The organism is Limnohabitans sp. (genome assembly GCF_034680285.1).
GTDB lineage: Bacteria > Pseudomonadota > Gammaproteobacteria > Burkholderiales > Burkholderiaceae_C > Limnohabitans_A.
In genome coordinates this window covers 23808-49836 of sequence record NZ_JAXITC010000015.1, presented here as the reverse complement: position 1 = coordinate 49836, position 26029 = coordinate 23808, and the positions used below count along the sequence as shown (strand labels likewise).

25 protein-coding genes are annotated in these 26029 nt (G+C 56.5%); 23 read left to right on the top strand and 2 right to left on the bottom strand.

Annotated elements, in window-relative coordinates:
* Positions 1 to 11: 11 nt before the first annotated feature.
* The 12 genes from SWE17_RS12710 to SWE17_RS12655 all read left to right on the top strand — a co-directional run bounded on the left by SWE17_RS12710 (position 12) and on the right by SWE17_RS12655 (position 13248).
* Positions 12 to 635, top strand: coding sequence for a TRAP transporter small permease subunit (locus SWE17_RS12710; protein WP_322993455.1), 624 nt, complete (start codon positions 12 to 14; stop codon positions 633 to 635).
* Positions 632 to 2584: a TRAP transporter large permease gene (locus SWE17_RS12705; RefSeq protein WP_322993454.1), complete on the top strand. Its 1953-nt coding sequence runs from the start codon at positions 632 to 634 to the stop codon at positions 2582 to 2584. The genes SWE17_RS12710 and SWE17_RS12705 overlap by 4 nt, the downstream gene beginning before the upstream one ends.
* Positions 2585 to 2813: 229 nt before the next feature.
* On the top strand, positions 2814 to 3020 hold the full coding sequence (locus SWE17_RS12700; RefSeq protein WP_322993453.1) for a formate dehydrogenase: 207 nt from the start codon (positions 2814 to 2816) through the stop codon (positions 3018 to 3020).
* A gap of 43 nt (positions 3021 to 3063) precedes the next feature.
* A complete protein-coding gene (locus SWE17_RS12695; RefSeq protein ID WP_322993452.1) occupies positions 3064 to 6024 on the top strand; it encodes a formate dehydrogenase subunit alpha in 2961 nt (986 codons plus the stop codon).
* Between the two features lie 18 nt (positions 6025 to 6042).
* Positions 6043 to 6654 carry a formate dehydrogenase FDH3 subunit beta gene (fdh3B, locus tag SWE17_RS12690; protein WP_322993451.1) on the top strand — a complete coding sequence of 204 codons (612 nt, stop codon included), beginning with the start codon at positions 6043 to 6045 and terminating at the stop codon, positions 6652 to 6654.
* Positions 6655 to 6656: 2 nt separating this feature from the next.
* Positions 6657 to 6881, top strand: a complete 225-nt coding sequence (locus SWE17_RS12685; protein WP_322993450.1) for a hypothetical protein — start codon at positions 6657 to 6659, stop codon at positions 6879 to 6881.
* 17 nt (positions 6882 to 6898) lie between these two features.
* Positions 6899 to 8074: a formate dehydrogenase subunit gamma gene (locus tag SWE17_RS12680; protein WP_322993449.1), complete on the top strand. Its 1176-nt coding sequence runs from the start codon at positions 6899 to 6901 to the stop codon at positions 8072 to 8074.
* Positions 8075 to 8088: 14 nt separating this feature from the next.
* Positions 8089 to 8433 (top strand): hypothetical protein, encoded by a 345-nt coding sequence (locus tag SWE17_RS12675; RefSeq protein ID WP_100119191.1) that lies wholly within the window; start codon positions 8089 to 8091, stop codon positions 8431 to 8433.
* Between the two features lie 69 nt (positions 8434 to 8502).
* Complete coding sequence (locus SWE17_RS12670) at positions 8503 to 9384, top strand: formate dehydrogenase accessory sulfurtransferase FdhD (protein WP_322993448.1); 882 nt, start codon at positions 8503 to 8505, stop codon at positions 9382 to 9384.
* Between the two features lie 142 nt (positions 9385 to 9526).
* Positions 9527 to 12067 (top strand): ABC transporter permease, encoded by a 2541-nt coding sequence (locus tag SWE17_RS12665; RefSeq protein ID WP_322993447.1) that lies wholly within the window; start codon positions 9527 to 9529, stop codon positions 12065 to 12067.
* A gap of 89 nt (positions 12068 to 12156) precedes the next feature.
* Positions 12157 to 12561 carry a group II truncated hemoglobin gene (locus tag SWE17_RS12660; protein ID WP_322993446.1) on the top strand — a complete coding sequence of 135 codons (405 nt, stop codon included), beginning with the start codon at positions 12157 to 12159 and terminating at the stop codon, positions 12559 to 12561.
* Between the two features lie 48 nt (positions 12562 to 12609).
* Complete coding sequence (locus tag SWE17_RS12655; RefSeq protein WP_322993445.1) at positions 12610 to 13248, top strand: Smr/MutS family protein; 639 nt, start codon at positions 12610 to 12612, stop codon at positions 13246 to 13248.
* Positions 13249 to 13330: 82 nt separating this feature from the next.
* Here the strand turns inward: SWE17_RS12655 and SWE17_RS12650 are convergent, their stop codons facing one another.
* Positions 13331 to 14158 (bottom strand): symmetrical bis(5'-nucleosyl)-tetraphosphatase, encoded by an 828-nt coding sequence (locus tag SWE17_RS12650; protein ID WP_322993444.1) that lies wholly within the window; start codon positions 14156 to 14158, stop codon positions 13331 to 13333.
* Between the two features lie 115 nt (positions 14159 to 14273).
* On the opposite strand from SWE17_RS12650, the gene SWE17_RS12645 reads away from it, so the two are divergent.
* From SWE17_RS12645 to SWE17_RS12595, 11 genes are all read left to right on the top strand, one after another.
* Positions 14274 to 15584: a hemolysin family protein gene (locus SWE17_RS12645; RefSeq protein WP_322993443.1), complete on the top strand. Its 1311-nt coding sequence runs from the start codon at positions 14274 to 14276 to the stop codon at positions 15582 to 15584.
* A gap of 162 nt (positions 15585 to 15746) precedes the next feature.
* Positions 15747 to 16046: an H-NS histone family protein gene (locus SWE17_RS12640; RefSeq protein ID WP_322993442.1), complete on the top strand. Its 300-nt coding sequence runs from the start codon at positions 15747 to 15749 to the stop codon at positions 16044 to 16046.
* Between the two features lie 204 nt (positions 16047 to 16250).
* Positions 16251 to 16946 carry a polyprenyl diphosphate synthase gene (gene uppS / locus SWE17_RS12635; protein WP_322993503.1) on the top strand — a complete coding sequence of 232 codons (696 nt, stop codon included), beginning with the start codon at positions 16251 to 16253 and terminating at the stop codon, positions 16944 to 16946.
* Between the two features lie 39 nt (positions 16947 to 16985).
* Complete coding sequence (gene rfbA, locus SWE17_RS12630; protein ID WP_322993441.1) at positions 16986 to 17861, top strand: glucose-1-phosphate thymidylyltransferase RfbA; 876 nt, start codon at positions 16986 to 16988, stop codon at positions 17859 to 17861.
* Positions 17862 to 17888: 27 nt separating this feature from the next.
* Positions 17889 to 18440 carry a dTDP-4-dehydrorhamnose 3,5-epimerase gene (gene rfbC / locus SWE17_RS12625; RefSeq protein ID WP_322993440.1) on the top strand — a complete coding sequence of 184 codons (552 nt, stop codon included), beginning with the start codon at positions 17889 to 17891 and terminating at the stop codon, positions 18438 to 18440.
* Between the two features lie 25 nt (positions 18441 to 18465).
* Positions 18466 to 19176 carry a hypothetical protein gene (locus SWE17_RS12620; RefSeq protein ID WP_322993439.1) on the top strand — a complete coding sequence of 237 codons (711 nt, stop codon included), beginning with the start codon at positions 18466 to 18468 and terminating at the stop codon, positions 19174 to 19176.
* Between the two features lie 61 nt (positions 19177 to 19237).
* Positions 19238 to 20452, top strand: a complete 1215-nt coding sequence (locus tag SWE17_RS12615) for a glycosyltransferase family 4 protein (RefSeq protein WP_322993438.1) — start codon at positions 19238 to 19240, stop codon at positions 20450 to 20452.
* Complete coding sequence (locus tag SWE17_RS12610) at positions 20449 to 21048, top strand: sugar transferase (protein WP_322993437.1); 600 nt, start codon at positions 20449 to 20451, stop codon at positions 21046 to 21048. Before SWE17_RS12615 ends, SWE17_RS12610 begins: the two co-directional genes overlap by 4 nt.
* Positions 21045 to 21701, top strand: coding sequence for an acetyltransferase (locus tag SWE17_RS12605; RefSeq protein ID WP_322993436.1), 657 nt, complete (start codon positions 21045 to 21047; stop codon positions 21699 to 21701). The genes SWE17_RS12610 and SWE17_RS12605 overlap by 4 nt, the downstream gene beginning before the upstream one ends.
* Before the next feature lie 9 nt (positions 21702 to 21710).
* Entirely contained in the window at positions 21711 to 22922 is a 1212-nt protein-coding gene (locus SWE17_RS12600) for a DegT/DnrJ/EryC1/StrS aminotransferase family protein (RefSeq protein ID WP_322993435.1), read from the top strand.
* Positions 22923 to 22949: 27 nt separating this feature from the next.
* Positions 22950 to 24908 (top strand): nucleoside-diphosphate sugar epimerase/dehydratase, encoded by a 1959-nt coding sequence (locus tag SWE17_RS12595; protein WP_322993434.1) that lies wholly within the window; start codon positions 22950 to 22952, stop codon positions 24906 to 24908.
* On the opposite strand, the gene purT is transcribed toward SWE17_RS12595, so the two are convergent.
* Positions 24892 to 26028, bottom strand: a complete 1137-nt coding sequence (gene purT / locus SWE17_RS12590; RefSeq protein ID WP_322993433.1) for a formate-dependent phosphoribosylglycinamide formyltransferase — start codon at positions 26026 to 26028, stop codon at positions 24892 to 24894. The two genes, SWE17_RS12595 and purT, sit on opposite strands and share 17 nt — an antisense overlap.
* Between the last annotated feature and the right edge of the window lies 1 nt (position 26029).

Sequence of the window (26029 nt, the reverse complement as noted above, 5' to 3'; positions counted from 1 at the left end):
GTGGTTCCCTTATGCAAACCCTCTTGCTCTTTATTGACAAAGTCAGCACATGGATTGGCCAGTTTTTTTCCTGGTTGATCGTGGCCTTGACACTGATGATTTCCTGGGAGGTGTTCTCCCGCTATGTTCTGGACAGCCCCCACGCCTGGGCCTTCGATGTCATGAGCATGATGTACGGTTCCCTCTTTATGATGGCAGGCGCATACACCTTGTCCAAGAACGGCCATGTGCGCGGTGATGTGCTGTATGGCTTTTTCCCGCCACGCCTGCAGGCCTGGCTGGACCTGATTCTTTACCTGGTGTTTTTTATTCCAGGTGTGGTGGCTTTGGCTTATGCAGGTTATGGTTTTGCGGCCGAATCCTGGGCCATCAACGAACACTCCAACATCACGGCCGATGGCCCACCCATCTATCCCTTCAAAACCATTTTGCCGATTGCGGGTGCCTTCTTGTTGGCGCAAGGCTTGGTTGAAATTGTCCGTTGCATCGTCTGCATCAAGCAGGGTGAGTGGCCCAAGCGCGGTGATGACGTGGACGAAGTCGATGTCGAGAAACTCAAAGAAATGGTCAACGTGAAAGACGAAGACATTGCCAAGCTGGGCGAGCTCGTGACTGCCAAGGGAACACAAAAATGAAAAAAGAAGTCTGGTTTGGCCTGACCATCATGGCCATGGTCGTGTTGGCGGCATTTGTTTTGCTGCCTGCTCCGGCCGATATGTCCAATGGGCATTTGGGTTTGTTGATGTTGGCCTTGGTGGTGGTGGCGATCATGTTGGGTTTCCCCACAGCGTTCACCCTCATGGGCATGGGCATGATCTTCGCCTGGATCGCTTACCGAAGCGCCAACCCTGATCTGGCGGTTCAGCAAACGCTTGACCTCATGGTTCAGCGAGCGTTTTCGGTGATGTCCAACGATGTGCTGATCTCGATTCCTTTGTTCGTGTTCATGGGTTACCTCATTGAACGCGCCAACCTGATCGAAAAGCTCTTCAAGAGCATGCACCTGGCCATGGCCCGCGTGCCCGGTTCTCTGGCTGTCGCCACCATCGTGACCTGTGCCATCTTCGCCACGGCCACGGGCATTGTGGGCGCAGTGGTCACGCTCATGGGTTTGCTGGCGCTGCCCGCCATGCTGCGCGCTGGTTACAGCGTTCAGTTGTCGGCCGGTGCCATCACCGCAGGCGGTTGTTTGGGCATCTTGATTCCGCCTTCGGTCATGTTGATCGTTTATGGTGCCACGGCCGGTGTGTCGGTGGTCAAGTTGTACGCAGGGGCATTTTTTCCTGGCATCATGCTGGCCACTTTGTATGTCCTTTACGTGGTCATCATTGCCAAAATCAAGCCCAGCATGGCCCCGCCCATGTCGGCTGAAGACCGCATCGTGCCCTTGCCTGCCTTCGCGCAGGTGGTGTCCAAAGACATCAGCACCAATGTGCTGCCGGGCTTGATCGGTGCGATCAAGGGCAAACGCAATGCGGCTGTGCCCATGCGTGACTTGCTCAACCACTTGTTCATTGCTTTGCTGCCGCTTTTGGCTGTTGCAGCGATCATGGGCACCATTTATTTCAAAGTCACAGCACCTCTGCCAGTCGAGGCCGTGGAGGGCGTTGTGGCCATGGGTGGCGAGTTGTCTGACTCCGCGGACAGTGCCGAAGAAGAGGGTGAAAGCATCAGCGGTTTGGCTGAGCCTGAAGAAGACGGCTTGAAGCAGCCACCCGGAACAGAAGCAACACCTGTTGCAGCCGCGCCCAGTACAGAAGCTTCTCAAGAAGCCACGCCAGCACCTGCTGCTGTGACGGCCGCCGCTGAGGCGCCTGCTGCTGAGCGTCAAGAAGCACCCATGTCTTTCTGGATCGGTTTGGCCAGTTGCGCTGTGGCCTTGGCCATCTTTTATGCGTACTTCAGCTTTGTGCGCCTTGAGATTTTCAAGATGCTGCTGGGTTCGTTCTTCCCGCTGGCCCTCATGATCTTGGCTGTGCTGGGCACCATCGTGTTTGGCTTGGCCACGCCCACCGAAGCGGCGGCCATGGGTTCGCTAGGCGGCTTGTTGCTGGCTGCGGCTTACCGCAGGCTCAACTATGTCGTGCTTCGTGAGTCGGTTTACCTCACGGCCAAAACCAGTGCCATGGTGTGCTGGTTGTTTGTGGGCTCCAGCATCTTCTCGGCCGCGTTTGCGCTGCTGGGCGGTCAAGAGATCATCAACACCTGGGTGCTGGGCATGGACCTCACACCGGTGCAGTTCATGATCTTGGCGCAGGTCGTCATTTTCTTGCTGGGCTGGCCTTTGGAGTGGACCGAGATCATCGTGATTTTCATGCCGATCTTCATTCCTTTGCTGCCTCACTTTGGCATCGATCCGCTGTTCTTCGGCTTGTTGGTGGCACTGAACCTGCAGACGGCATTCCTGAGCCCACCTGTGGCCATGGCTGCGTTCTACCTGAAGGGTGTGAGCCCACCGCACGTCACGCTGAACCAGATCTTCGCAGGCATGTTGCCCTTCATGGCGATTCAGGTTTTTGCGATTGTGCTGCTCTACATGTTCCCGGCCATCGGCATGTGGTTGCCTGAAGTTCTTTACAAATAAAAAGAACACCGTGCGCCCACGTACACAAAGCCCAAATGGCTGGTGTGCGTGGGCGTTTTTTCGATCTTTGATGGTGTTGGTTGTCACCTGCTTGACGAAAATGAATTTGAACTAAGGGTTTTTACATACAAAGCCTGACGGGCAGACAGTAAGATCACCTATGTACCTTTTTGCCTAGGCCAAAAGTTCTGCTGAACCAACAGCTTGCCCATTTTTCCAGGAGTCTTTGATGTCATCTAAAACTTCCTCTCTTTCCCGTCGCAGCCTGTTTTCGGGCGCTGCCACTGTGGGTGCTGTGGCTGCTGCCACGGCCGTTTTGCCAGGTGTTGTCAAACAGTCGGCACCCGTCGCCGCTGCACTGCCCAAGCCTACACGGGGTGGTGGTTACACGTTGAGCGAGCACGTTCAGCAGTACTACCAGACCACACGCGTCTGATTTTTCGTCTCTCTTTCCTGTTCTTCCCCAACTGGAGCCCTCCATGTTGCTGACCAAAAAACAAACTGGCACCACGGGTGCCGCTTCGTCCCCCTTCATCCACAGCCTGCGCCGTGGTTTGTCGCAGGCTTTGCCCACACTCGATCGCCGCAGCTTTTTGCGCCGCTCGGGTCTGGGTGTGGGCGTGGGCTTGGCTGCTTCTCAATTGAGCTTGGTGCAAAAAGCACAAGCCGCCACTGGCGCATCCATCGTGGGCGCTGGCAAGGTGGAAGTCAAACGCACCATTTGCACCCACTGCTCAGTGGGTTGCGCGGTCGATGCTGTGGTGGAAAACGGCGTTTGGGTGCGCCAAGAGGCCGTGTTCGATTCGCCTATCAACTTGGGTGCCCATTGCGCCAAAGGTGCTGCGCTGCGCGAGCACGGTCATGGTGAATACCGCCTGCGCTACCCGATGAAGCTGGTCAAGGGTAAGTACGAGCGCATCAGCTGGGACACGGCCCTCAACGAAATCAGCGCCAAGATGTTGGAGCTCAAAAAAGCCAGCGGCCCAGACAGCGTTTACTACATCGGTTCCTCCAAGCACAACAACGAGCAAGCCTATTTGCTGCGCAAGTTTGTGAGTTTCTGGGGCACCAACAACTGCGACCACCAGGCCCGTATTTGCCACTCCACCACGGTGGCCGGTGTGGCCAACACTTGGGGTTATGGCGCCATGACCAACTCGTACAACGACATGCAAAACAGCAAGGTCGCTCTGTACATCGGCTCCAACGCCGCCGAAGCCCACCCTGTGTCGATGTTGCACATGCTGCACGCCAAGGAAAACGGCTGCAAGATGATCGTGGTCGATCCACGCTTCACCCGAACCGCCGCCAAAGCCGACGAGTACGTGCGTATCCGCTCCGGCACGGACATTCCTTTCCTGTTTGGTGTGCTTCACCACATCTTCAAGAACGGCTGGGAAGACAAAAAATACATCAACGACCGTGTTTATGGCATGGACGCGATCAAGACCGAAGTGCTGGCCAAGTGGACACCCGACAAGGTGGAAGAGGCTTGTGGTGTGAAAGAAGACCAAGTCTTCAAGATCGCCAAGATGCTGCACGAGAACAACCCCGGCACCATCGTCTGGTGCATGGGCCAGACCCAGCACACCATCGGCAACGCCATCGTGCGTGCTTCTTGCATCTTGCAATTGGCATTGGGCAACGTCGGCAAGACCGGCGGTGGTACCAACATTTTCCGAGGCCATGACAACGTGCAAGGCGCGACCGACGTCGGTCCGAACCCCGACTCATTACCCGGCTACTATGGCTTGGCTGAAGGCTCCTGGAAGCACTTCGCCAACACCTGGGGTGTGGATTTCGAGTGGATCAAAAAGCAATTCGCCAGCCCCGCCATGATGGGCAAGAACGGCATCACCGTGTCCCGCTGGATTGATGGTGTGCTGGAGAACAACGAGCTGATCGACCAAGACAGCAACCTGCGCGGCGTGTTCTATTGGGGTCATGCCCCCAACTCGCAAACCCGTGGCCTTGACATGAAGCGTGCCATGGACAAGCTGGACTTGTTGGTGGTGGTCGATCCTTACCCATCGGCCACAGCCGCCATGGCCGCGATGCCAGGCAAGGCCGAAGACCTGAACCCCAACCGCGCGGTGTACCTGTTGCCCGCTGCGACCCAGTTCGAAACCAGCGGTTCATGCACCGCCTCTAACCGCTCTTTGCAGTGGCGCGAGAAAGTCATTGAACCTTTGTGGGAAAGCCGTTCCGATCACATGATCATGCACCAGCTGGCAGAGAAGCTGGGCTTTGCCAAAGAGCTGTCTAAAAATTACAAAATGCAAAAAGTCGGCGGCATGGACGAGCCCATGCCCGAAGACATCTTGCGCGAAATCAACAAGTGCGTCTGGACCATTGGCTACACCGGCCAAAGCCCTGAGCGCCTGAAGGCGCACATGAAGAACATGAACGTGTTCGATGTGAAGACCCTCAAGGCCAAGGGTGGCAAAGACAAGGAAACCGGCTACGACTTCACCGGTGACTACTTCGGTCTGCCATGGCCTTGCTACGGAACGCCCGAACTCAAGCACCCCGGTTCGCCCAACCTGTACGACACCTCCAAGCACGTCATGGACGGTGGCGGCAACTTCCGCGCCAACTTTGGTGTGGAGCGCGAGGGTAAGAGCCTGCTGGCCGAAGACGGTTCGCACTCTATGGGTGCGGACATCACCACCGGCTACCCTGAACTCGACCACATCTTGCTCAAGAAATTGGGTTGGTGGGACGAGTTGACCGAGGCTGAAAAAGCCAAGGCCGAAGGTAAAAACTGGAAGACCGATTCGTCGGGCGGCATGATCCGCGTCTTCATGCAAGGCCATGGTTGCCACCCGTTTGGAAACGCCAAGGCCCGTGCTGTGGTCTGGAACTTCCCCGATCCGATCCCGCAGCACCGCGAGCCTTTGTATGGTACCCGTCCGGACATGATGGCCAAGTACCCCACGCACGATGACCGAAAGGCTTTCTGGCGTCTGCCTACGCTGTACAAAACCGTGCAGGACAAAAACATCGCGGACAAAGTGCACGAGAAATACCCGCTGATCCTGACCTCTGGCCGCTTGGTCGAGTACGAAGGCGGCGGCGAAGAAACCCGTTCCAACCCTTGGTTGGCCGAGTTGCAGCAAGAAGCCTATGTCGAGATCAACCCCAAGACCGCCGCTGACCGTGGTATTCGGGATGGCGACCGTGTTTGGTTGCTCGGAGCCACGGGCGCACGCTTGAATGTGCAGGCCATGGTGACCGAGCGTGTCGATACCGGAACCGTGTGGATGCCTTTCCACTTTTCGGGCCGCTGGCAAGGTGCGGACATGTTGGCGCATTACCCCAAAGGCGCTGCGCCCATCGTGCGCGGCGAAGCGGTCAACACCGCCACCACCTATGGTTATGACAGCGTCACCATGATGCAAGAGACCAAGACCACCGTCTGCAACATCGAAAAAGCCTAAGCGCATCAGGAGAACACGATGGCACGAATGAAATTTATCTGCGATGCAGAGCGCTGCATCGAATGCAACGGTTGCGTGACCGCTTGCAAGAATGAGCACGAGGTTCCATGGGGCGTGAACCGCCGCCGCGTGGTCACTTTGAACGATGGCGTTCCCGGTGAGAAGTCGATCTCAGTCGCTTGCATGCACTGCTCGGATGCGCCTTGCATGGCCGTTTGTCCGGTCAATTGCTTCTACAAAACCGAAGAAGGTGTGGTGTTGCACGACAAGGACATTTGCATTGGCTGCGGCTACTGTTCATATGCCTGCCCCTTTGGTGCGCCTCAGTTCCCGTCCAACGGCACTTTCGGCTTGCGCGGCAAGATGGACAAGTGCACTTTCTGTGCCGGTGGCCCAGAAGAGCACGGCAGCCAGTCCGAGTTCGAAAAATACGGTCGCAACCGTTTGGCAGAAGGCAAGTTGCCGGCGTGCGCTGAGATGTGTTCCACAAAAGCTTTGCTGGCCGGCGATGGCGACGTCATCACCGACATCCTGCGTGGCCGCGTGATCAGCCGTGGCAAGGGCGCTGAAGTCTGGGGTTGGGGCACTGCTTACGGCAACCAAGCCCAACCTGCCAAACAAGGAGCCTGAACATGAAAGCAGCTTTCATCATTTGCAGCGCGGCTTTGTTGGTGGCTTGTGGCGAAAAGCCGCAAGAGGTCAAAGGCGTGCGCACCGACAAGCCCGCTTACAGTGGTACGGGTGTGGCTTCTTTCACAGAAGCTGGCTGGAAAGCCGGCGACAAAGACGGCTGGGCCAATCACCTCAAGGCCCGAGCCACTTATGGCCAAAACGACCACGTTCGCGCACCCAAGTGAGCGCCAAGGAGAAGTTCATGCGCCGCATGTTATTGACTTTAGGGCTGGCCTTTGCGGCGGTGGGCGTTTTGGCCCAAACGCAAGCACCTGCTGCGCCTGCACCAACGACCCAAGCTGAAACCAGTTTGGGTGTGAAAAGCGCCAATGTCTTTCAATTGGCCCCCGGCGCCGACGCCGATGCCAAATACAAAGACCAAACCAATGCCGAGCGTGGCCAAGTTCAACCTGGCAACAACGCGCCCATGTGGCGTGCGGTAGGCCAAGGCGTGACGGGCTACACCAGCCTGCCTAAGAGCCAAGCGCCTGAGGCAGGCAACCTGATTCAGCCCTTCGTGCAATACCCCGGCTCTCGATTGGCTTCGGCCGGTGAATCTTGGCGTCAGGTGCGCAACAAAATCATCATTCCTTATGGCGCGGCTTTGTTGCTGATCGCTGTGGGTTCGATGGCGCTGTTTTATGTCAGCAAAGGCACGATGGAATTGCACGGCCAAGAAACCGGTCGCAAGATCGAGCGTTTCACGCCGTTTGAGCGCTCGGCTCACTGGGCCAACGCCATCGCTTTCGTGTCTTTGGCCATCTCGGGCATCGTCATGGCCTACGGCAAGTTCTTTTTGTTGCCCATCATCGGCAGCACCTTGTTTGGCTGGTTGACGTTCGCTTTGAAAAACATCCACAACTTTGCTGGGCCTCTGTTCGCCGTGTCCTTGGTGATTGTGTTTGTGACTTTCCTCAAAGACAACTTGCCGAGCAAAGACGATTTGGTTTGGATCGCCAAGGGCGGTGGCTTGTTCTCGGGCACCGAAGTGCCTTCGCACCGCTTCAATGCCGGTGAAAAGGTGGTGTTCTGGGGTGGTGTTTTGTTCCTCGGCTTGATCGTGGTGGGTTCTGGTTTGGTGCTGGACATGCTCATCCCCGGTCTGATTTACGAACGCGGCACCATGCAGATCGCAGCCATGATCCACGGCGTGGCCGCCTTGTTCATGATGGCCATGTTCATTGGTCACATTTACATGGGCACGATTGGCATGCGCGGCGCTTACAAAGCCATGCGTGAAGGCTATGTGGACGAAACCTGGGCCAAGGAGCACCACGAGCTTTGGTACAACGACGTCAAGTCCGGCAAGATTCCTGCACAGCGATCAGTGCCTGCATCTTCTACAACAGCTACACCCGTTAAAACGGCTTCGGTTTGAGCGAGGAGAACACCATGAAAAAATACCTGCTTGTCTTGTCTGCCCTGGCCATCAGCTTTGGCGCCATGGCCAAATTGCCCGCATTGAGCGATGAAGCCAAAGCCAAAGCAGCCGAAGCCGCTGCCAAAACAGCGCACGGCAACAAAGTGGCCGACTTTCAGTTGTGCAAGTCCCGTGAAAAAGTGGCTGCCCACTATTACAAAACCAATGGCAAAGGCAAAGCTGCACCCACAGCCACACCCGCTTGCGTCGACCCAGGTGCCTACAAGCCCGCTGAAACCACAGCTGCTGCGCCTGCAGCACCTGCTGCTGCACCAGCCGGTGCCAAGCCCGCAGCTGCACCTGCCAAAAAAGGCTGATCTTTTTTCAGCGTCATTGCAAAATCCCCCGTCGGTAACGGCGGGGGATTTTTACGTTAGGCTCAAGCCATGTCTGTTGTTTTGAACGCCCCCGTGGCCGCATCGGCCCCGCCCAAGCCCCACATCACCCGAGCGCGTGCCCCCCTCACGCGCACTGTGCCCGTGCACAACGAATTTTGGGAAAGCTCCGAGACCCAAATTCCTGCCGAGCGGGCGCTCACCATTTACCTCGACAAAAAAGAGCTGGTGACCTTGATGACCCTGGGCGCCGAGCCCGAGTGGCTGGTGCTGGGCTTTTTGCGCAACCAGCGCCTGATTGACTCCGTGGACCAGATTGAATCCATCACAGTGGACTGGACCATTGGCGAAGGCGAAGTGGGCGAGCCGGGTGTGGCGGCGGTCAAAACCCGGGCCAACGCTCAAGTGGTGATCGAGCGAAGCGCCGACCGCGTGGTGACCACCGGCTGCGGCCAAGGCAGCGTGTTCGGCGACCTCATGGCACATATCGACGAGATCGAGTTGCCGCCCGCCCAGATCACGCAAGGCCAGCTCTATGGCTTGGTCAACGCCATCCGCTTGCAAGAAACCACCTACAAATCGTCCGGCTCGGTGCACGGCTGCGCCTTGTTTCAGGGCGAGGACATGCTCATGTTTGTCGAGGACGTGGGCCGCCACAACGCGGTGGACACCATCGCCGGCTGGATGTGGATGAACGACGTGAGCGGTCAAGACAAGGTGTTCTACACCACAGGCCGTTTGACCAGCGAGATGGTCATCAAATCCGCCCAAATGGGTGTGCCCGTGGTCGTGTCACGCAGCGGCATCACGCAAATGGGGTTGGACGTTTCCAAGCGCCTGGGCCTGTGCGCCATCGGCCGCGCCACCAACAAGCGCTTCTTGTGCTTCAGCGCCCCCGAGCGCCTGGTGTGGCAACCCGAGTTGGCCCGATAACCCTTCGCGAGCAGGGGCTCGCTCCCACAAAAAGCCAGCGCCCTGTCCCTGTAGGATGCCGCCCCTGCGGCCGAATGGTTGAACGCGCATAAAAAAATGCCTTGCCCCCCGCCGTGAATGGCATGTGCGGTAAGGTCGCGATATGAACAAACAAGGTTGGATGCACGGCTTGCGGCTGGGTGGGCGCAATTTGTGGCGCGATTTGCGTGCGGGTGAGTTGCGGCTGCTCATGGTATCGGTGGCGCTGGCGGTGGCTGCGCTCACGGCGGTGGGGTTTTTGGCTGACCGCATGCAGTCGGGTTTGTGGCGCGATGCGCGGCAGTTGTTGGGTGGCGATGCGGTGGTCGTCAGTGACCAAAGCACACCGATGGCTTTTGTGCAGCAGGCCCAAAACATGGGTTTGCAAACCAACACCAATGTGAGCTTTCCCACCATGGCTCGCGCCTTGGTTGAGCAGGGCGGTACCAGCCGCTTGGTGGCCCTCAAAGCGGTGGAGCCAGGTTACCCACTGCGCGGTAAATTGCTCCTCTTGCCTGATGTGGGTCAGCCATCCGCCTCCGGCTTGAAACCCACGATTCCCCCCGTAGGCGAAGTGTGGGTGGATCCTGCGCTGCTCGACAACTTGGGCCTGAAAACCGGGCAAATGCTGGGCCTCGGTGAACGCAGTTTTCGCATCTCGGCCGTCATCGAACGCGAACCTGATCGGGGTGCTGGTTTCATGACCTTTGCGCCCCGGGTCATGATGAATGCGGCCGATTTGGCATCGACCGGGTTGGTGCAGCCCGCCAGCCGCATCACTTGGCGCATGGCTGTGGCAGGCGATGCAGCAGCGGCCGAGCGATTTGTGCAGTGGGCACGGCCCGAGGTGGAGCTGGCCCATGTGCGTGGCGTGCAGATCGAGTCGCTCGACAGCGGACGCCCTGAAATGCGCCAGACGCTGGATCGGGCCTCGCAGTTTTTGAATTTGGTGGCCTTGTTGGCCGCTTTGCTCTGCGCTGTGGCGGTGGCCTTGGCAGCCCGCAGCTTCGCTGAGCGGCAGCTCGATGCCTGTGCACTGCTTCGCGTTTTGGGTCAAAGCCAGCGCACACTCACATTGAGTTACGGCCTGGAGTTTTTGGGCGCAGGCCTTCTGGCCAGCGCCGTGGGCGTGCTGGCAGGCTACGCCGTTCACTTGGGCTTTGTGGTCTTGTTGGCGGGTCTGGTCGACGCGCAACTGCCTGCCGCCACCCTGCAACCGGCCCTGATGGGCATGGCCATGGGTCTGACCCTGCTGGTCGCTTTCGGCTTGCCACCCGTGCTGCAGTTGGCTCAGGTGCCGCCTTTGCGCGTGATTCGGCGCGACTTGGGCAGCGTGCAAGTGCGCTCATGGTTGGTGCTGGCCATGGGCTTGGTGGGCTTTGCCCTGACGCTGCTCATGGTCAGCCGCAACCTGACTTTGGGCTTGATCACCGTTGGCGGTTTTGCTGTGGCCCTGCTCGTCTTTGCTGGGTTGGCTGCTGCCGCTTTGTGGCTGCTTCGCCGCGCCGTGCCGAGCGAGCAAGCACCGCGCTGGTTGCGCCTGGCCACACGCCAAGTGGCGGCACGCCCCGTATTTGCGGTGGTGCAGGTGAGTGCCTTGTCGGTGGGCTTGTTGGCGCTCGCGTTGCTGGTGCTGCTGCGCACCGATTTGATTGCCAGCTGGCGGCAGGCCACGCCCGCCAATGCGCCCGATCGTTTTGTCATCAATGTGCAGCCCGAGCAAGCCACCGAATTTTTGGCCAGCTTGAACAAAGCGGGCGTGCAGTCGCCCGACTGGTTCCCCATGATCCGTGGCCGTTTGGTCGCCATCAACGGCCGCGAGGTGAGCCCCACCGACTTTGAAGCCGACCGCGCCAAACGACTGATCGACCGCGAAATCAACCTGTCCCATTCGGCCACCTTGCCCGCACACAACCCCCTCACGGCGGGCCGCTGGGTGCCGGAAGAAGCCAATGGCGTGAGTGTGGAGCAAGGCATTGCCGACACCTTGGGCCTGAAGCTGGGCGACCAACTGCGCTTTGACATCGCCGGCCAGACGCGCGAAGCGCGCATCACCAGCTTGCGCAAAGTGGACTGGACCTCCATGCGGGCCAACTTCTTCATGATGTTCCCTGTCTCGCAAATGCCCGACCTGCCCATGACCTACATGGCGGCATTCCGCTCGCCACCGGGCCCTGAAGGTTTTGACAATGCGCTGGTCAACCAGTTCCCCAACATCACCAGCGTCGACATGCGCAGCACCTTGGCGCAGGTGCAACGTGTCATGGACCAAGTGATCCGGGCGGTGGAATATTTGTTCGCCTTCACTTTGGCAGCAGGCCTGATGGTGTTGCTGGCCGCAGTGGGGGCCAGCCGTCAGGCGCGTGAGCGCGAATACGCCATCATGCGGGCGCTCGGGGCAGGGCGCGGCTTGCTGGCCCAAGTGCAGCGCACAGAGCTTCTGGGCCTCGGTTGGCTGGCCGGCTTCATGGCCAGCAGCATGGCCTTGGTGGTCGGCTGGGCGCTGGCCCGCTTTGCATTTGAATTCGCATGGCAACCGCCGCTCTGGGCCCCCTTGGCAGGCGGCGCCTTGGGCGCTTTGCTGGCTTGGGCCGCTGGTAGCCTGAGCCTGTCCGGCGTTTTGCGCCAACCGGTCATGCAAACCCTTCGGCAATCCACCGAGTAAATGAATTGGGGTCAGATCTCAATTTTTCCGCGAGCGAGGGCTCGCCCCCACACCAAGTCAAGATCACTGCTTCCAGCAAAATACAAAACATGCACATCGAAGACAAACCCCCTTTTGATAGCCCGTTTGAATGGATGGGTGGTGAGGCCCGCGTCAAGGCGCTGGCCGAGCGCTTTTACGACCTGATGGACATAGAGCCCGGGTACAAAGAATTGCGTGCCGCACACGGCAGCACCTTGCAAGATGCGAGGCAAAAATTGTTTTGGTTTTTATGCGGCTGGTTGGGCGGGCCAGAGCACTACACCGAACGCTTTGGTCACCCACGTCTGCGCATGCGCCACATGCCGTTTTCTATTGGTGTGCAAGAACGTGACCAGTGGCTCGCTTGCATGGACCAAGCTATGCAGGAAACCCAGGTTGACCCGCTGCTGCGCGAACGCTTGAATGCCAGTTTCTTCAAAACCGCCGACTGGATGCGCAACCGCGGCGTTTAGAAATCCTTCTCGAGCAGGGTCTCCCTCCCAAAAAAACCGGATCAAGCAGTGAAAATCAACAACTTGCAAGACCTGAAACAGGTCAAAAAGAAACTGGCCGATGCGCATGAAAAAGCCCAAGCAGCCGAGGCCGCTCGCATGGCGGCTGCCCGCCTCAAAGAAGCCGAAGCCAACCTCTTTGCCCGTGCCGTCGGTGTTGTCAAGCGCCTGCCTTCCAACGACCAAGCCAGCATCAACCCCCCAGCACCAGCACCAGTCGCCGCACAACGTCAAAAAGACGAAGAGGCTGTGTTGCGCGATGCGCTCAGCGATGGGTTTGACGTGAGCACCTTGCTCGACACCGACGATGCATTGAGTTTCAGGCGCCCAGGCATCGGAATCGATGTGACCCAAAAACTCCGCAAAGGCGGTTGGTCCATTCAGCGCGAGATCGATTTGCACGGTCTGCGCAGCGACGAGGCGCGTGTGGCACTGGCTGAATTCATCCGAATTGCCCACAAACAAGGCTTACGCTGCCTGCGCGTGGTGCACGGCAAAGGTCTGGGCTCGCCCGGCAAAACTTCGGTTCTCAAGCCCAAAGTTCACAGCTGGCTGATTCAAAAAAACCAGGTCATGGCCTTCGTTCAAGCCAAAGCCACAGAGGGGGGCGCCGGCGCGCTGGTGGTACTCCTCAAGCCGGGTGGTTAAGCCTGCAAATACATTCGGCAGCGGGGCTGCCTCGTCCAAAATGAATTGGGGTCAGACCCCGTTTGTTATGTTTTTTCCTTGTTTAGCCCGGTTTTTGCGCCTGCTCGCACTTCGCCTGAATCATTTCGCGCTGGCCGTCGGCACCCAGTCGCATCGCGCTCAAGCAGCCTCCCCATACGCATCCAGTGTCCATGGCCCACACGTCATCGCGTTGCAGCTGACCCAAAGTCGACCAATGGCCAAAAGCCACTGTCACATCGGCGGTCTTTCTACCCGGCACATTAAACCAAGGCATAAAACCTGCCGGAGCTGCATCGGCGCCTTCTTTGGCTGCGAACTCCATCACGCCTTCGGCTGAGCAAAAGCGCAAACGCGTCAGTGCATTCACGACCACCCGCAAACGGTCCACACCCACCCATTCATCGCGCCAAGCCGCAGGCTCGTTGCCATACATCTGGTGCAAAAAGTCGCTCAAATCGGGCCCGCGTAAAACCGACTCCACCTCCGCGGACAAAGCCAAAGTCTGGGCCAGAGTCCAAGACGGCAGCACACCTGCATGCACCGACAGCACGCCATGGCTCCAAATCGCCATGCGTTGATGGCGCAGCCAGTCCAGCAGGGCAGGGCGATCGAGCGCCTGCAAGATGCCGTCCAGCGTATCCATCGGTTTGAGCCGACCTGCGCCGGCAGCTACCGCCAGCAAGTGCAGGTCATGGTTGCCCAGCACACACTGCACCGCGTTGCCCATCGCCATCAAGCGGCGCAGCACTTGTTCCGATTTCGGACCCCGGTTCACCAAGTCGCCCAGCACCACCAGCGTGTCGCGACTGGCTGAAAAATCAACCTTCTCCAACAAACGGCCCAACGGAGCATCGCAGCCCTGCACATCACCGACCCAATAAACAGCCATAAGCACCTCTTGTGTTCGATTGTCCCAAATCCAACACCCAAAACTTCAATGTCAATTGTCCTTGGCAATTCCTGAATGTCGTATGTCAGTTGCCACTCTTGGCACAATGGGGTTTATGGACTTTTTACTGATAGTTTTTCTGACCCTGCTCAATGGTGTATTTGCCATGTCCGAGTTGGCGCTGGCGTCTAGCCGCAAGGCGCGCTTGGCCGCCATGGATGAAGCGGGCGACAAAGGCGCCACTGCAGCGCTGAAGTTGCTGGAGGAGCCTACCCAATTTTTGTCGACTGTTCAGGTGGGCATCACTTCGATAGGTGTGCTCAATGGCATCGTGGGCGAGGCCGCTTTCAGTGGTGGTTTGGCTTTGAAACTGATGCAATGGGGGCTGACCGAACCTGTTGCCGCCATTTCAGCCACGGCCATTGTGGTCACGATCATCACCTTCACCACCATCATTTTTGGCGAACTGGTGCCCAAGCGCATTGGCCAGCTTTACCCCGAGGCTGTCGCTCGCATTGTGGCTCGCCCCATGGCGGGTTTGGCCAAAGCAGCTGGACCGTTTGTCAAATTGCTGTCTCTGTCCACCCAAGGCATGCTCAAACTCATGCGCATTGACAGCTCAGGCAGCCGCGCCGTTACGGAAGAAGAAATCACCGCCAGCTTGGTCGAGGGGGTGGATGCGGGTCTCATCGAAGAACACGAGCACCAAATGGTGCGCAACGTGTTTCACCTGGACGACCGCGCCCTCACGTCCATGATGACGCCACGCAGCGACATCCAATGGCTTGAAGCCAGCCTCACACCCCAAGAAGCCATGGACCGCATCAACCAGATGCGCGGCGAAGGCAACCACTCTTGGTACCCGGTTTGCCGTGACGGACTGGGGCACATCATGGGGGTTATCAGTCTGTCCCATTTGCTGGCGTTGCCTCAAAACGACGAGCGTTCCTTGGAAAGCCACGCACAAACTGCCCACTTTGTGCCCGAAACACTGACGGGCATGGAGTTGCTCGAGCAAATGCGTGACCAGTCCAGCCGCATGCTGTTTGTGGTGGATGAATACGGAGAAGTTCAGGGACTGCTGACCCCGCTGGATTTGCTGGAGGCCATCACCGGTGAGCTCAAGTCAGAGACCCAAACTGATGCGTGGGCCACTCAAAATGAAGATGGCACCTGGGTGTTGGATGGGATCATGCCCGTCAATGAACTCAAAGCCCGTTTGGACATCAAAGAGTTGCCTGCCGAAGACAAAAACCGCTACAACACCTTGGCTGGCTTGCTGATGTATGCGCTGGGCCAACTGCCTGTCAAAGGTCAAATTGTCGAAGTGGGGGAGTGGCACTTTCAAGTGCTTGACCTTGAAGGACGGCGCATTGACAAAGTGTCCGGGTCATTGAAACACAGACCACCCGATATTGAATCTTGAGATTTTGATATAAATCAGTAAAGATATAAAAAATATCAATCATTGATTAATCTAATTTCAAATAATAGATGCGCCAGTAATGGGGAATAAAAAATTGAATACGGATGATGATTTGGCGATAAATCATGTATATTCACCCCTTTTACCTTCTTGGAAATAAATATGACTGCAAGCTACAAAGAATTATTGGCTCAGCGTGAAGCCTTGGAGCAAGCCATTGCGCAAGCCCGTCAAAACGAAATTTCTGCCGCGGTTGCTAAAGTGCGTGAATTGGTCGCCGAATTTGGCTTGACCGCGCAAGACGTTTTCCCTGGCCGCAGTACCAAATCTGCTTCCACCAAAGTGGCAAGTAAAGTCGCCGCGAAATACCGCGACCCCGCAACAGGTCAAACCTGGACGGGTCGAGGCAAAGCCCCCAAGTGGATCGATGGCAAAGACCGCGCACCTTTCGTGATTGCCTGATTTTTATCAAACCGGAATGAGGCGAAGCGCTGATGTGCTTCGCCTTTTTTTGTGGTGTGATGAAATACCTGCCATTCAGCTTTTGCTGAAACGACCCAATTGGGAGCTCAGGTGGATGGTCAGGTCCTTTGCGGTTTTGAACCGCAAAAGCAATGATGGTTTATTTAGTCAATCGAATTGTCCAAGCTCATTTCTCCCAATCCTTTGCCGCAGCATATTGCCATCATCATGGATGGCAATCGTCGTTGGGCGAAAAATCGATTTTTGCCAACTTCTTTGGGTCATGCTGCAGGTGCCAAACAGGTCCGCGAAATCGTCAAAGCTTGTGCTGAGATGGGCGTGCCTTATTTGAGCTTGTTTGCATTCAGTACGGAAAACTGGAAACGGCCCGAAGACGAAGTGTCCAGCCTCATGGGTTTGTTCATGTCTTATTTGCAGAAGGAGGTGGACAACATGAATGGCAATGGTGTCCGCCTGAAGGTGGCAGGTGATACCAGCCGTTTTGCCCCCGCTTTGCAAGAACTCATTGCCAAAGCCGAGCGAGAAACAGCTTCCAATACCCGAATCACCCTGACGGTTTGCGCCAATTACGGCGGTCGGTGGGACATGGTTCAAGCGGTTAAGGCATGGCAGAAAGCGCATCCTGATCAGAGTCTTCAGTCCTTGAGTGAAGAGGGTTTGAGCGCTTATTTGAGTACCGATGGAGCGCCCGAGGTGGATCTATTGATTCGAACCGGGGGGGAGTCGAGGGTGAGTAACTTCATGCTTTGGCAAGCCGCTTATGCCGAATTGTTCTTCACGGATGACCTGTGGCCTGACTTTTCCAAAAAGCGTCTTCACCAAGCCGTGGAATGGTTTGCTGGACGAGACCGCCGGTTTGGCTCATCTGCCGCTTTGTAAAATGGTGATCGAATTCATACCCAACAGAGCCATCCACACATGACACATCGCAAAGGCATTATTCTCTCGGGCGGCTCGGGAACCCGTTTGTATCCTGTCACGCAGGCGGTGAGCAAGCAACTCATGCCGGTTTATGACAAACCCATGGTTTATTACCCGTTGACGACATTGATGTTGGCGGGTATCCGGGACGTATTGCTGATCAGCACCCCACAAGATACGCCCAGATTTGCTGATTTATTGAAAGACGGCAAGCAATGGGGCATGAACATTCAATATGCGGTTCAGCCTCAGCCTGATGGTCTGGCGCAAGCCTTCATCATTGGCAAAGATTTCATCAAAGAAGACCCCAGTGCATTGGTGCTGGGGGACAACCTTTTCTATGGGCATGACCTCGTCAAATTGCTGAGCAATGCCAATGCGCAAAGCACAGGGGCCAGTGTGTTCGCATATCACGTCCAAGATCCTGAACGATACGGTGTGGTGAATTTTGATGCGCAACAGCGCGCCCTGAGCATCGAAGAAAAACCCAAGGTCCCCAAAAGCAACTTCGCCGTGACAGGCTTGTACTTTTACGACAATCAAGTTTGTGACATCGCCCGAGACATCCAACCATCCGATCGGGGTGAACTGGAGATCACCGACGTCAATCAACGCTATCTGGCTCAGAATCAGCTCAATGTGGAGATCATGGGTCGTGGCTATGCTTGGCTGGACACGGGGACTCACGACAGTCTGCTGGAGGCCGCAGGTTTCATTGCCACCTTGCAAAAACGGCAAGGCTTGATGGTCGCTTGTCCTGAGGAAATCGCATTTCATCAAAGTTGGATAACGGCTGAAGATCTGCTTCGGCTGGCTCATCCATTGTCAAAAAATGGCTATGGGCAGTACTTGTTGAACTTGCTCAAAAAATAAAAACGACTTCAGTCTGCCCCTATTCCTATGCCTTACACAGTCACCCCCACGGCCCTGCCCGAAGTCATGATCCTGGAGCCCCAAGTCTTCGGTGATGCCAGAGGTTTCTTTTTTGAAAGCTTCAACGAATTGGACTTTCACAAAGCGACGGGTTTGAAAGTTCACTTTGTCCAAGACAACCACAGCAAATCTGCCAAAGGTGTATTGCGCGGCCTGCATTATCAAATTCAACATCCACAGGGCAAACTTGTGCGTGTCGTTCAAGGTGAAGTCTTCGATGTGGCCGTGGATTTGAGAAAGTCTTCCTCCCATTTTGGTCAATGGGTGGGCGTTCATTTGAGTGAAAAAAACCACCGGCAACTTTGGGTTCCGCCAGGCTTCGCCCATGGCTTTGTGGTGCTGAGTGACTCTGCAGAGTTTCTTTACAAAACCACCGATTATTGGTTTGCTGAACATGAGCGCAGCTTGGTCTGGAATGACCCCGATGTAGGCATCGACTGGCCGATTGACTTTTCGCCTCAACTTGCCGCAAAAGATCAAAATGGACGCTCATTGAAGAATGCAGATGTTTACCTGTGATTTGCGTCGACTGAATTAATTCAAAATGGCATCATCACTGGTCATCTTGCTATTTTCTTTGTATGCATTGTTTGATGCCATTGCGCTCTTGCCCAGGGTTGCGGGTTCTATACTGAATAAAAACGGACTGGGTTATACATTTTCCATCATGGTCCACACCTTGAAGAGGGTGTTTGTCGTGTCCTATCCCCCTTTGTTGGGTTGGATCGCGCTGCAAGGAGAAGGGTTGTACCCCACCATCTTCTGGTCTTATTTTTTTGGTGCTTTGATTGTGGCTTTGGTCTCGGTATTTAAGTACCCCATCATTGGATACTTTATCCATTTGATTCAAGGCTATGCCATCGGAGGTTCTGTTTTTTATGCTTTATTCAGGCACCCATACAAACCTCATGAATCCATGGCATCCAAAGGGCTGGTGGATTTTTCATTCAAGTTCGATAAATCTTTGATTTATTCTTCTTCTTGGGTTTATTTCATTTATGGGTCTTCCCTGTTTTTCATCAATATTTTTGGAGCCGAGTTTCAAGACCATTCGGCGGTGATTTATCAGCTCGTGGGCATCATCAATGCGTTGGGCACCTTGCTGATGTCTTTCTATCTGGACCCCAAAATTTCCAGAAATTTTGATCAAAAAGAGAACATCATGGAAAGCAATGATTCCGTTGTTGCCGGACAGCTCTTGGCCTTGATGGTTTGGGGGCCAGCCTCTTTGTTCATGTTCAGCTTGGTATTGTGAAAACCATCGCCCGTTTGTTTTTGGGGATGGAAGGCTCCTTCATGCCTGAAAGGAATCGTTGATGCGTGTGCTGCACGCCGTCAAGACTGTGGATGGCGCCCGATGGGCGATTGATCAAGTGCGCGAGTTGGTGGCGCATGGCATGGAGGTTCATGTTGTGCTGCCTGTTTTGTCAGGGCGCTTCATGCAAAGCTGGCGCGAAACAGGAGCGGTTTTGCATGAGTTGCCGCTTGATTTGCCTGTCAAATCGCCTTGGCGCTTGCCTGGCCTTCTCCATCAGGTCAGAGCGCTTGTCGAGCGAGTGAAGCCCGACCTCATCCACAGTCATTTTTTTGGAACCACCATCGTGCTGCGGATGGCGTTGGGCGCCCATCATCCAACGCCCCGAATTTTCCAAGTGCCTGGTCCGCTTCACCTAGAGCATGGCCTTTTCAGGCGCTGGGAGTTGCTGACTGCAGGTCCATCGGACCGTTGGATCGCTTCCAGCCGCCACATCGAGTCCCTTTACTTGGGGCAAGGTGTTGCACCTGACAGGATTTTCCTGAGTTACTACGGCAACCAGATGACCTTGCCAGCCATGTCGGATGGACAGCTGAAAAATGGTCAGTTGCGCAAGCGCCTAGGTATCCCCGCCCAACACTTGGTGGTGGGCAACATCAACCACATTTACCCACCCAAATGGTATTTGGGTCAAACCCGAGGCTTGAAGCGCCACGAGGATGTGATCGATGCGCTTGCACTGGTTTGCAAGTCACGAGAAGACGTGACCGGCGTGCTGGTGGGCAGTCAATGGGGTGATGGTGATCGGTATCAAAAAAGTTTGATGCAGAGGGCAGCCCATGTCGGTCAAGGCCGCATCTTGATGCCGGGGCATTTGGCTTCGGAGGAAGTGAGCACCGCTTGGCATGATTTCGATCTGGCTGTTCATGTCCCCTCATCTGAAAACTGTGGCGGTGTGGTGGAACCCTTGCAAGCCGGGGTGCCCGTCATCGCATCCCGTGTTGGTGGCCTGCCTGAGGTGGTGTTAGAGGGTGTGACGGGACAATTGGTGTCGCCAGGTCAAGTGAATGAGCTGGCAGAAGTCATTTCCAATGCATTGAAGGACATCGATGTGATGCGGCAAAGCGCTGAGCGAGGTGCGGCATTGGTGACCACCATGTTTGATGCGGCAAGGACCGCTCAAGAAGTGGCCGATGTTTATGCGCATGTCTTGACCGGTGCGTCTCGTCCATTGGCTTTTGACTCGCATGCTTTTTTAGCGAGCAAAGTGTCATGACCTTGAAAAGAATCATGGACTTGACGTTGTCGGTGGCCGCCTTGTTCCTGCTTGCGCCAGTGATGGGACTGGTTGCCGGTTTGATTTTTTTCAAAATGGGCTCTCCCGTCTTGTTCTCTCAGGAAAGACCGGGAATGGGCGGGCGTCCGTTCAGGGTCTACAAATTTCGCACCATGTCTGAGGCCTTTGATGCCAATGGCCAAAGCTTGCCCGACGCTCAAAGATTGACCGCCTTGGGTGTGCTGCTCAGGAAGTTGAGTGTGGATGAGCTGCCTCAGCTGTTGAACGTGTTGAGGGGTGATATGAGTTTGGTGGGTCCCCGACCATTGCTGATGGCGTACTTGCCCCTTTATTCACCCACGCAAGCGCGTCGACACGAAGTTCGTCCGGGCATCACAGGCTGGGCGCAGGTCAATGGGCGAAATGCAATCAGCTGGCCGGAGCGATTTGCGCTGGATGTCTGGTATGTTGACCACCAAAGCCTCGTGTTGGATGTGCGAATCCTTTGGATGACATTGCGCAAAGTGTTGTTGCGCGATGGCATCAGTGCAGAAGGGGAGGCCACCATGTCTCACTTTAAAGGCGAGGAGCCATGAAACGTTTTGCCATTTTTGGAGCCAGTGGTTGTGGTCGTGGTGTCTTGCCCCTGGTGCGGCAACAGCTGCAGGCCCGTTTGGACAGTGGCCTTTGCGATTTGGTGTTTGTCGACGACCACCCGCCAGCACCTGTACTCAATGGGCAGCGGGTCTTGACGTATGCACAGTGGCTGTCCGAGCCTGCCAGCTCCCGCCACATGACTGTGGCCATTGCCAATGGGCGTGTGCGTGAGCAGTTGGTTCAGCGCTGCGCGGCCGATGGGGTGCAGTTTTTTGAGGCCCGGGCGGCCAATGTGGTGCAGCTGGACGATGTGCAATTGGACGAAGGCGCGGTGTTGTGCCCCTTTGTCACACTGACCAGCAACATCCGCATTGGCAAGCATTTTCACGCCAATATTTACAGCTATGTCGAGCACGATTGTGTGGTGGGCGACTTTGTGACCTTTGCCCCGGGTGTCATGTGCAACGGCCATGTGCACATTGAAGACCATGCTTACATTGGTGCGGGTGCCGTCATCAAACAAGGCCTGCCCGGTGCGCCTTTGGTCATTGGCCGTGGCGCGGTGGTGGGCATGGGTGCGGTGGTCACCAAGAGCGTGCCACCGGGCGTGACGGTGGTCGGCAATCCGGCGCGACCATTGATCAAAAACTGAAGATACGCGATGCTCCACACACCCTTTTCCCCCTGGCCCAGTTTCACACCCGAAGAAGCCGATGCGGTGCGCCGCGTGGTGATGTCCAACAAGGTGAACTATTGGACGGGCACCGAGACCCGCGAATTTGAAAAAGAGTTTGCCGCCTGGTGCGGCACTTCGCATGCCGTGGCGCTGGCCAATGGGACCTTGGCGCTCGATGTGGCGCTGAAAGCCTTGGGTGTAGGGCCGGGCGATGAGGTGGTGGTGACGCCGCGCACCTTCATCGCGTCCATTTCTTGTGTGGTCAATGCGGGCGCCGTGCCTATTTTTGCCGATGTGGAGTCAGACAGCGGCAATCTGTCGGCCCGCACCATTGCGGCGGTGTTGTCTCCTCGGACCAAAGCGGTGGTGTGTGTGCATTTGGCGGGTTGGCCTTGCGACATGGATCCGATCATGGCGTTGGCGGCTGAGCATGGCCTGAAGGTGATTGAGGATTGCGCCCAAGCGCACGGAGCGCGATACAAGGGGCAAGCTGTAGGCAGCATCGGCCATGTGGGGGCCTGGAGTTTTTGCCAGGACAAGATCATGACCACAGGTGGCGAGGGCGGGATGGTCACAACCAACGACGAGGCTCTGTGGCGGGCGATGTGGTCTTTCAAAGACCACGGCAAGAGTTTCGAGGCAGTGTACGAGCGACAGCATCCACCTGGTTTCAGGTGGTTGCATGAAAGTTTTGGGACCAACTGGCGCATGCTGGAGATGCAGGCGGTGATCGGCCGAATCCAGTTGCGCCGCATGCAGGATTGGTCTGAGGCCCGCAGGCGCAATGCCCAAGCCATTTGGGCTGCTTGCGAAGCATCATCGGTCCTGCAAGTTCCTCAGATCCGCTGCGCGACCTGCACGGGGGGGGGTGACGCGGCAGGGGTGGCTTGTGAGCACGCTCATTACAAGTGTTATGCCTACGTTCGGCCTGAGCGCTTGGCGAGCGGCTGGACGCGTGACCGAATCGTTGAGGCCATCGTCGCCGAAGGCGTGCCCTGCTACCAAGGGTCCTGTTCTGAGGTGTACTTGGAAAAAGCGTTCGATGGAACGGGTTGGCGTCCAACGGTTCGATTGCCTGTGGCCAAAGCTTTGGGTGAAACATCCATCATGTTTTTGGTACACCCCACCCTGACACCGGATGAAATCGCGCAAACAGGTCGAGCGATTCGCAAAGTCACGGCTCAGGCGTGCCACTGAAACCAGCAGCACAGACATTTTTTCGCCATGAACATTTCTTTTTTGACGGATTTCTTTCTTCAGTTATCCAGGCCTGTGAAGCGTTCTTTGGCCTTGGGGGCGGACGCTTTTGTCTGCGGCATCACGGTCTGGATGGCTTTTAATTTGCGTCTTGAGACGTGGACGACTTGGTCTCCATCACATTTCACCGCATTTGTGGGCTCTGTGGCATTTGCTTTGCCTTTGTTCATCGTGTTCGGACTTTACCGAGCGATTTTTCGTTATTCAGGCTTGCCGGCTCTGATGACGGTGGTCAAGGCGGTGGCCATTTATGCGGCCCTTTATTGTTTCGCGTTCACGCTGATCAGTGTGCCCGGCGTGCCTCGGTCCGTGGGCATCATTCAGCCCTTGCTGCTGTTGGTGGGGGTCTTGATGTCCCGGGCGTTTGTCCGTTATTGGTTAGGGGGTATTTACCAAAACCTGGTGGGCCAAGAGCAATTGCCCAGAGTGCTCATTTATGGCGCGGGTTCAGCGGGTAGGCAATTGGCGGCGGCCCTTAAGACCAGTCCCGAGATGGTGCTGGTCGGCATGCTGGACGATGACACACGTTTGCACGGTCAGGTTCTGAATGGTTTGAAAATCCACGATCCTGCCGGCATGACGAGCTTGGTGGCCAAATTGCGGGTCACGCAGGTCTTTTTAGCCATACCGTCAGCGCCCCGGGCGCGGCGCAATGAAATTCTGGAGATGGTTCGATCGGCCCATGTTCAGGTGAGAACATTGCCGGGCGTATTGGCCCTGGTCCAAGGTGAGGTGCAGGTGTCTGACCTGAAAGAGTTGGACATTGAAGACTTGCTGGGCCGGGACCCGGTGCCTCCTGATCCAGAGTTGCTGGCTAAAAACATCAACAGCAAAGTGGTGATGGTGACGGGTGCTGGCGGCTCCATCGGATCAGAACTGTGTCGTCAGATTGTCCTGGCAGGTCCTTCTGTCTTGTTGCTGTTGGAAATCACCGAATTTGCTTTGTATGCGATCGAGCATGAATTGCAAAGCTTGGTGTCCAAAGGGGCGTATCCAAATGTTCGGGTGGTGTCCATACTCGCGAATGTGCGTGATTCATCTCGCATGGAACAAATTTTGCGAACCTGGAAACCGCACACGCTCTACCATGCAGCCGCCTACAAGCATGTGCCTCTGGTGGAACACAACCCGGCAGAAGGGGTGACGAACAACGTGCAGGGGACGTTGAACATAGCTCTATTGGCAGCAAAGTACGATGTGGCTGACTTTGTCTTGATCAGCACGGACAAGGCTGTGCGCCCGACCAATGTGATGGGGGCAAGCAAGCGCTTGGCCGAGATGGTGCTGCAAGCACAAGCTGCATTGCTGAAAGAACAAGGCGGCCCCACCCGTTTCAGTATGGTGCGCTTTGGCAATGTGTTGGGGTCATCCGGTTCGGTGGTGCCCTTGTTTCGCCAGCAGATCAAGGATGGTGGGCCCATCACCTTGACGGACGAGAGAATCACCCGTTATTTCATGACCATTCCCGAGGCCGCGCAGTTGGTGATTCAGGCGGGCGCCATGGCCAGGGGCGGCGATGTGTTCGTTTTGGACATGGGGGAGCCGGTCAAGATCATCGATTTGGCCAAACGCATGGTTGAACTGTCTGGCTTGGCTTCCAAGGATGCAGCGAACCCGAATGGTGACATTGCGATTGCCGTGACAGGTTTGCGACCGGGGGAAAAGCTGTACGAAGAGCTCTTGATTGGCGATAACGCCTTGCCCACCCTACACCCCCGCATCATGAAAGCCCACGAGGACTTCTTGCCTTGGCATGCACTCCAATCACAATTGTTTGATTTGGATTTGGCACTGCAAGCCAACAACGTTCAGATGATTCAGACCTTGTTGCAAAAATTGGTGCCGGGCTACCAACCCAGCGGCGAGTTGGTCGATTGGGTGTGGATGGAGAGGGTACGGGGGGAAGTGGTCAAACCACCACTTTGATTTTGCCCGCAGCATCACGCGCTCGCTGCAGAGCATTGGGGCCTTTGGCCAGCGCCACCGCCATGCGGCGGTAGGGACGGGTGGTGGGTTTGCCAAAGATGCGAACGTCCACACCGGGTTCGTTCAGCGCCGCTTCGACGCCGGTAAAGCGCGGGTCTTTGCCTTCTTGCTCGGCCAACACCACGGCGCTGGCGCCTTCCACGCATTCAATGCTCGGGATCGGCAGGCCCAAGATGGCGCGGGCGTGCAGGTCAAATTCGCTCAGGTTTTGGCTGATGAGGGTGACCATGCCTGTGTCGTGCGGACGGGGGCTCAGTTCGCTGAAGATCACTTCGTCTTTGGTGACGAAAAACTCCACGCCAAACAGGCCAGCGCCGCCTAAGTCGGTGGTGACTTTGTCGGCCATGTCTTGCGCGGCTTGGATTTGCGCGGGCGTCATGCCCTGGGGCTGCCAGCTGTATTGGTAGTCACCGCGCTCTTGCACATGGCCAATGGGCGGGCAAAACAGGGTGGAGCCCTTGCGCTGGCGCACCGTGAGCAGGGTGATTTCAAACTCGAAGTGGATGAACTCTTCGACGATGATTTTTTGGCGGTCGCCGCGCATGCCTGAACAGGCGTAGTCCCAGCTGGCTTGCACGTCTGCGGCCGTCTTGGCCACGCTCTGGCCTTTGCCTGACGAGCTCATGACCGGTTTGATGACGACCGGGAAACCGATCTCGGTGGCGCGGGCCAGCAATTCGGCGGCCGAGTCGGCGTAGCTGAACTTGGCGGTGCGCACGCCCAAGCCCACGGCCACGTCGCGGATGCGATCGCGGTTCATGGTCAGGTTGGCGGCGCGGGCGCTGGGGATGACTTCAAAGCCTTGCTTTTCGACGTCGAGCAGCACCTCGGTGCGGATGGCTTCGATCTCGGGGACGATCAGGTCGGGCTGGTGTTGGGCGATGGCGGCACGCAATGCCACTTCGTCGAGCATGCTGAACACTTCAGATTCATCGGCCACTTGCATGGCGGGCGCCCCCGCATAGCTGTCGCAGGCAATGACGTGGCAGCCGAGGCGCTTGGCGCTGATGACGAATTCTTTGCCGAGTTCACCAGAACCCAGAAGCAGGATTTTTTTCATG

Excerpts from the sequence above, each read along its gene's own strand:
- SWE17_RS12645 (WP_322993443.1), top strand. The coding sequence starts at position 14,274 with ATGGACTTTTTACTGATAGTTTTTCTGACCCTGCTCAATGGTGTATTT.
- SWE17_RS12610 (WP_322993437.1), top strand. The coding sequence starts at position 20,449 with ATGACCTTGAAAAGAATCATGGACTTGACGTTGTCGGTGGCCGCCTTG.
- SWE17_RS12680 (WP_322993449.1), top strand. The coding sequence starts at position 6,899 with ATGCGCCGCATGTTATTGACTTTAGGGCTGGCCTTTGCGGCGGTGGGC.
- purT (WP_322993433.1), bottom strand. The coding sequence starts at position 26,028 with ATGAAAAAAATCCTGCTTCTGGGTTCTGGTGAACTCGGCAAAGAATTC.
- rfbC (WP_322993440.1), top strand. The coding sequence starts at position 17,889 with ATGCCTTACACAGTCACCCCCACGGCCCTGCCCGAAGTCATGATCCTG.
- SWE17_RS12695 (WP_322993452.1), top strand. The coding sequence starts at position 3,064 with ATGTTGCTGACCAAAAAACAAACTGGCACCACGGGTGCCGCTTCGTCC.
- SWE17_RS12675 (WP_100119191.1), top strand. The coding sequence starts at position 8,089 with ATGAAAAAATACCTGCTTGTCTTGTCTGCCCTGGCCATCAGCTTTGGC.
- SWE17_RS12595 (WP_322993434.1), top strand. The coding sequence starts at position 22,950 with ATGAACATTTCTTTTTTGACGGATTTCTTTCTTCAGTTATCCAGGCCT.
- SWE17_RS12705 (WP_322993454.1), top strand. The coding sequence starts at position 632 with ATGAAAAAAGAAGTCTGGTTTGGCCTGACCATCATGGCCATGGTCGTG.
- SWE17_RS12700 (WP_322993453.1), top strand. The coding sequence starts at position 2,814 with ATGTCATCTAAAACTTCCTCTCTTTCCCGTCGCAGCCTGTTTTCGGGC.
- SWE17_RS12620 (WP_322993439.1), top strand. The coding sequence starts at position 18,466 with ATGGCATCATCACTGGTCATCTTGCTATTTTCTTTGTATGCATTGTTT.
- SWE17_RS12605 (WP_322993436.1), top strand. The coding sequence starts at position 21,045 with ATGAAACGTTTTGCCATTTTTGGAGCCAGTGGTTGTGGTCGTGGTGTC.
- SWE17_RS12600 (WP_322993435.1), top strand. The coding sequence starts at position 21,711 with ATGCTCCACACACCCTTTTCCCCCTGGCCCAGTTTCACACCCGAAGAA.
- SWE17_RS12650 (WP_322993444.1), bottom strand. The coding sequence starts at position 14,158 with ATGGCTGTTTATTGGGTCGGTGATGTGCAGGGCTGCGATGCTCCGTTG.
- SWE17_RS12615 (WP_322993438.1), top strand. The coding sequence starts at position 19,238 with ATGCGTGTGCTGCACGCCGTCAAGACTGTGGATGGCGCCCGATGGGCG.
- SWE17_RS12660 (WP_322993446.1), top strand. The coding sequence starts at position 12,157 with ATGCACATCGAAGACAAACCCCCTTTTGATAGCCCGTTTGAATGGATG.
- SWE17_RS12670 (WP_322993448.1), top strand. The coding sequence starts at position 8,503 with ATGTCTGTTGTTTTGAACGCCCCCGTGGCCGCATCGGCCCCGCCCAAG.
- SWE17_RS12665 (WP_322993447.1), top strand. The coding sequence starts at position 9,527 with ATGAACAAACAAGGTTGGATGCACGGCTTGCGGCTGGGTGGGCGCAAT.
- rfbA (WP_322993441.1), top strand. The coding sequence starts at position 16,986 with ATGACACATCGCAAAGGCATTATTCTCTCGGGCGGCTCGGGAACCCGT.
- SWE17_RS12685 (WP_322993450.1), top strand. The coding sequence starts at position 6,657 with ATGAAAGCAGCTTTCATCATTTGCAGCGCGGCTTTGTTGGTGGCTTGT.
- SWE17_RS12640 (WP_322993442.1), top strand. The coding sequence starts at position 15,747 with ATGACTGCAAGCTACAAAGAATTATTGGCTCAGCGTGAAGCCTTGGAG.
- SWE17_RS12710 (WP_322993455.1), top strand. The coding sequence starts at position 12 with ATGCAAACCCTCTTGCTCTTTATTGACAAAGTCAGCACATGGATTGGC.
- fdh3B (WP_322993451.1), top strand. The coding sequence starts at position 6,043 with ATGGCACGAATGAAATTTATCTGCGATGCAGAGCGCTGCATCGAATGC.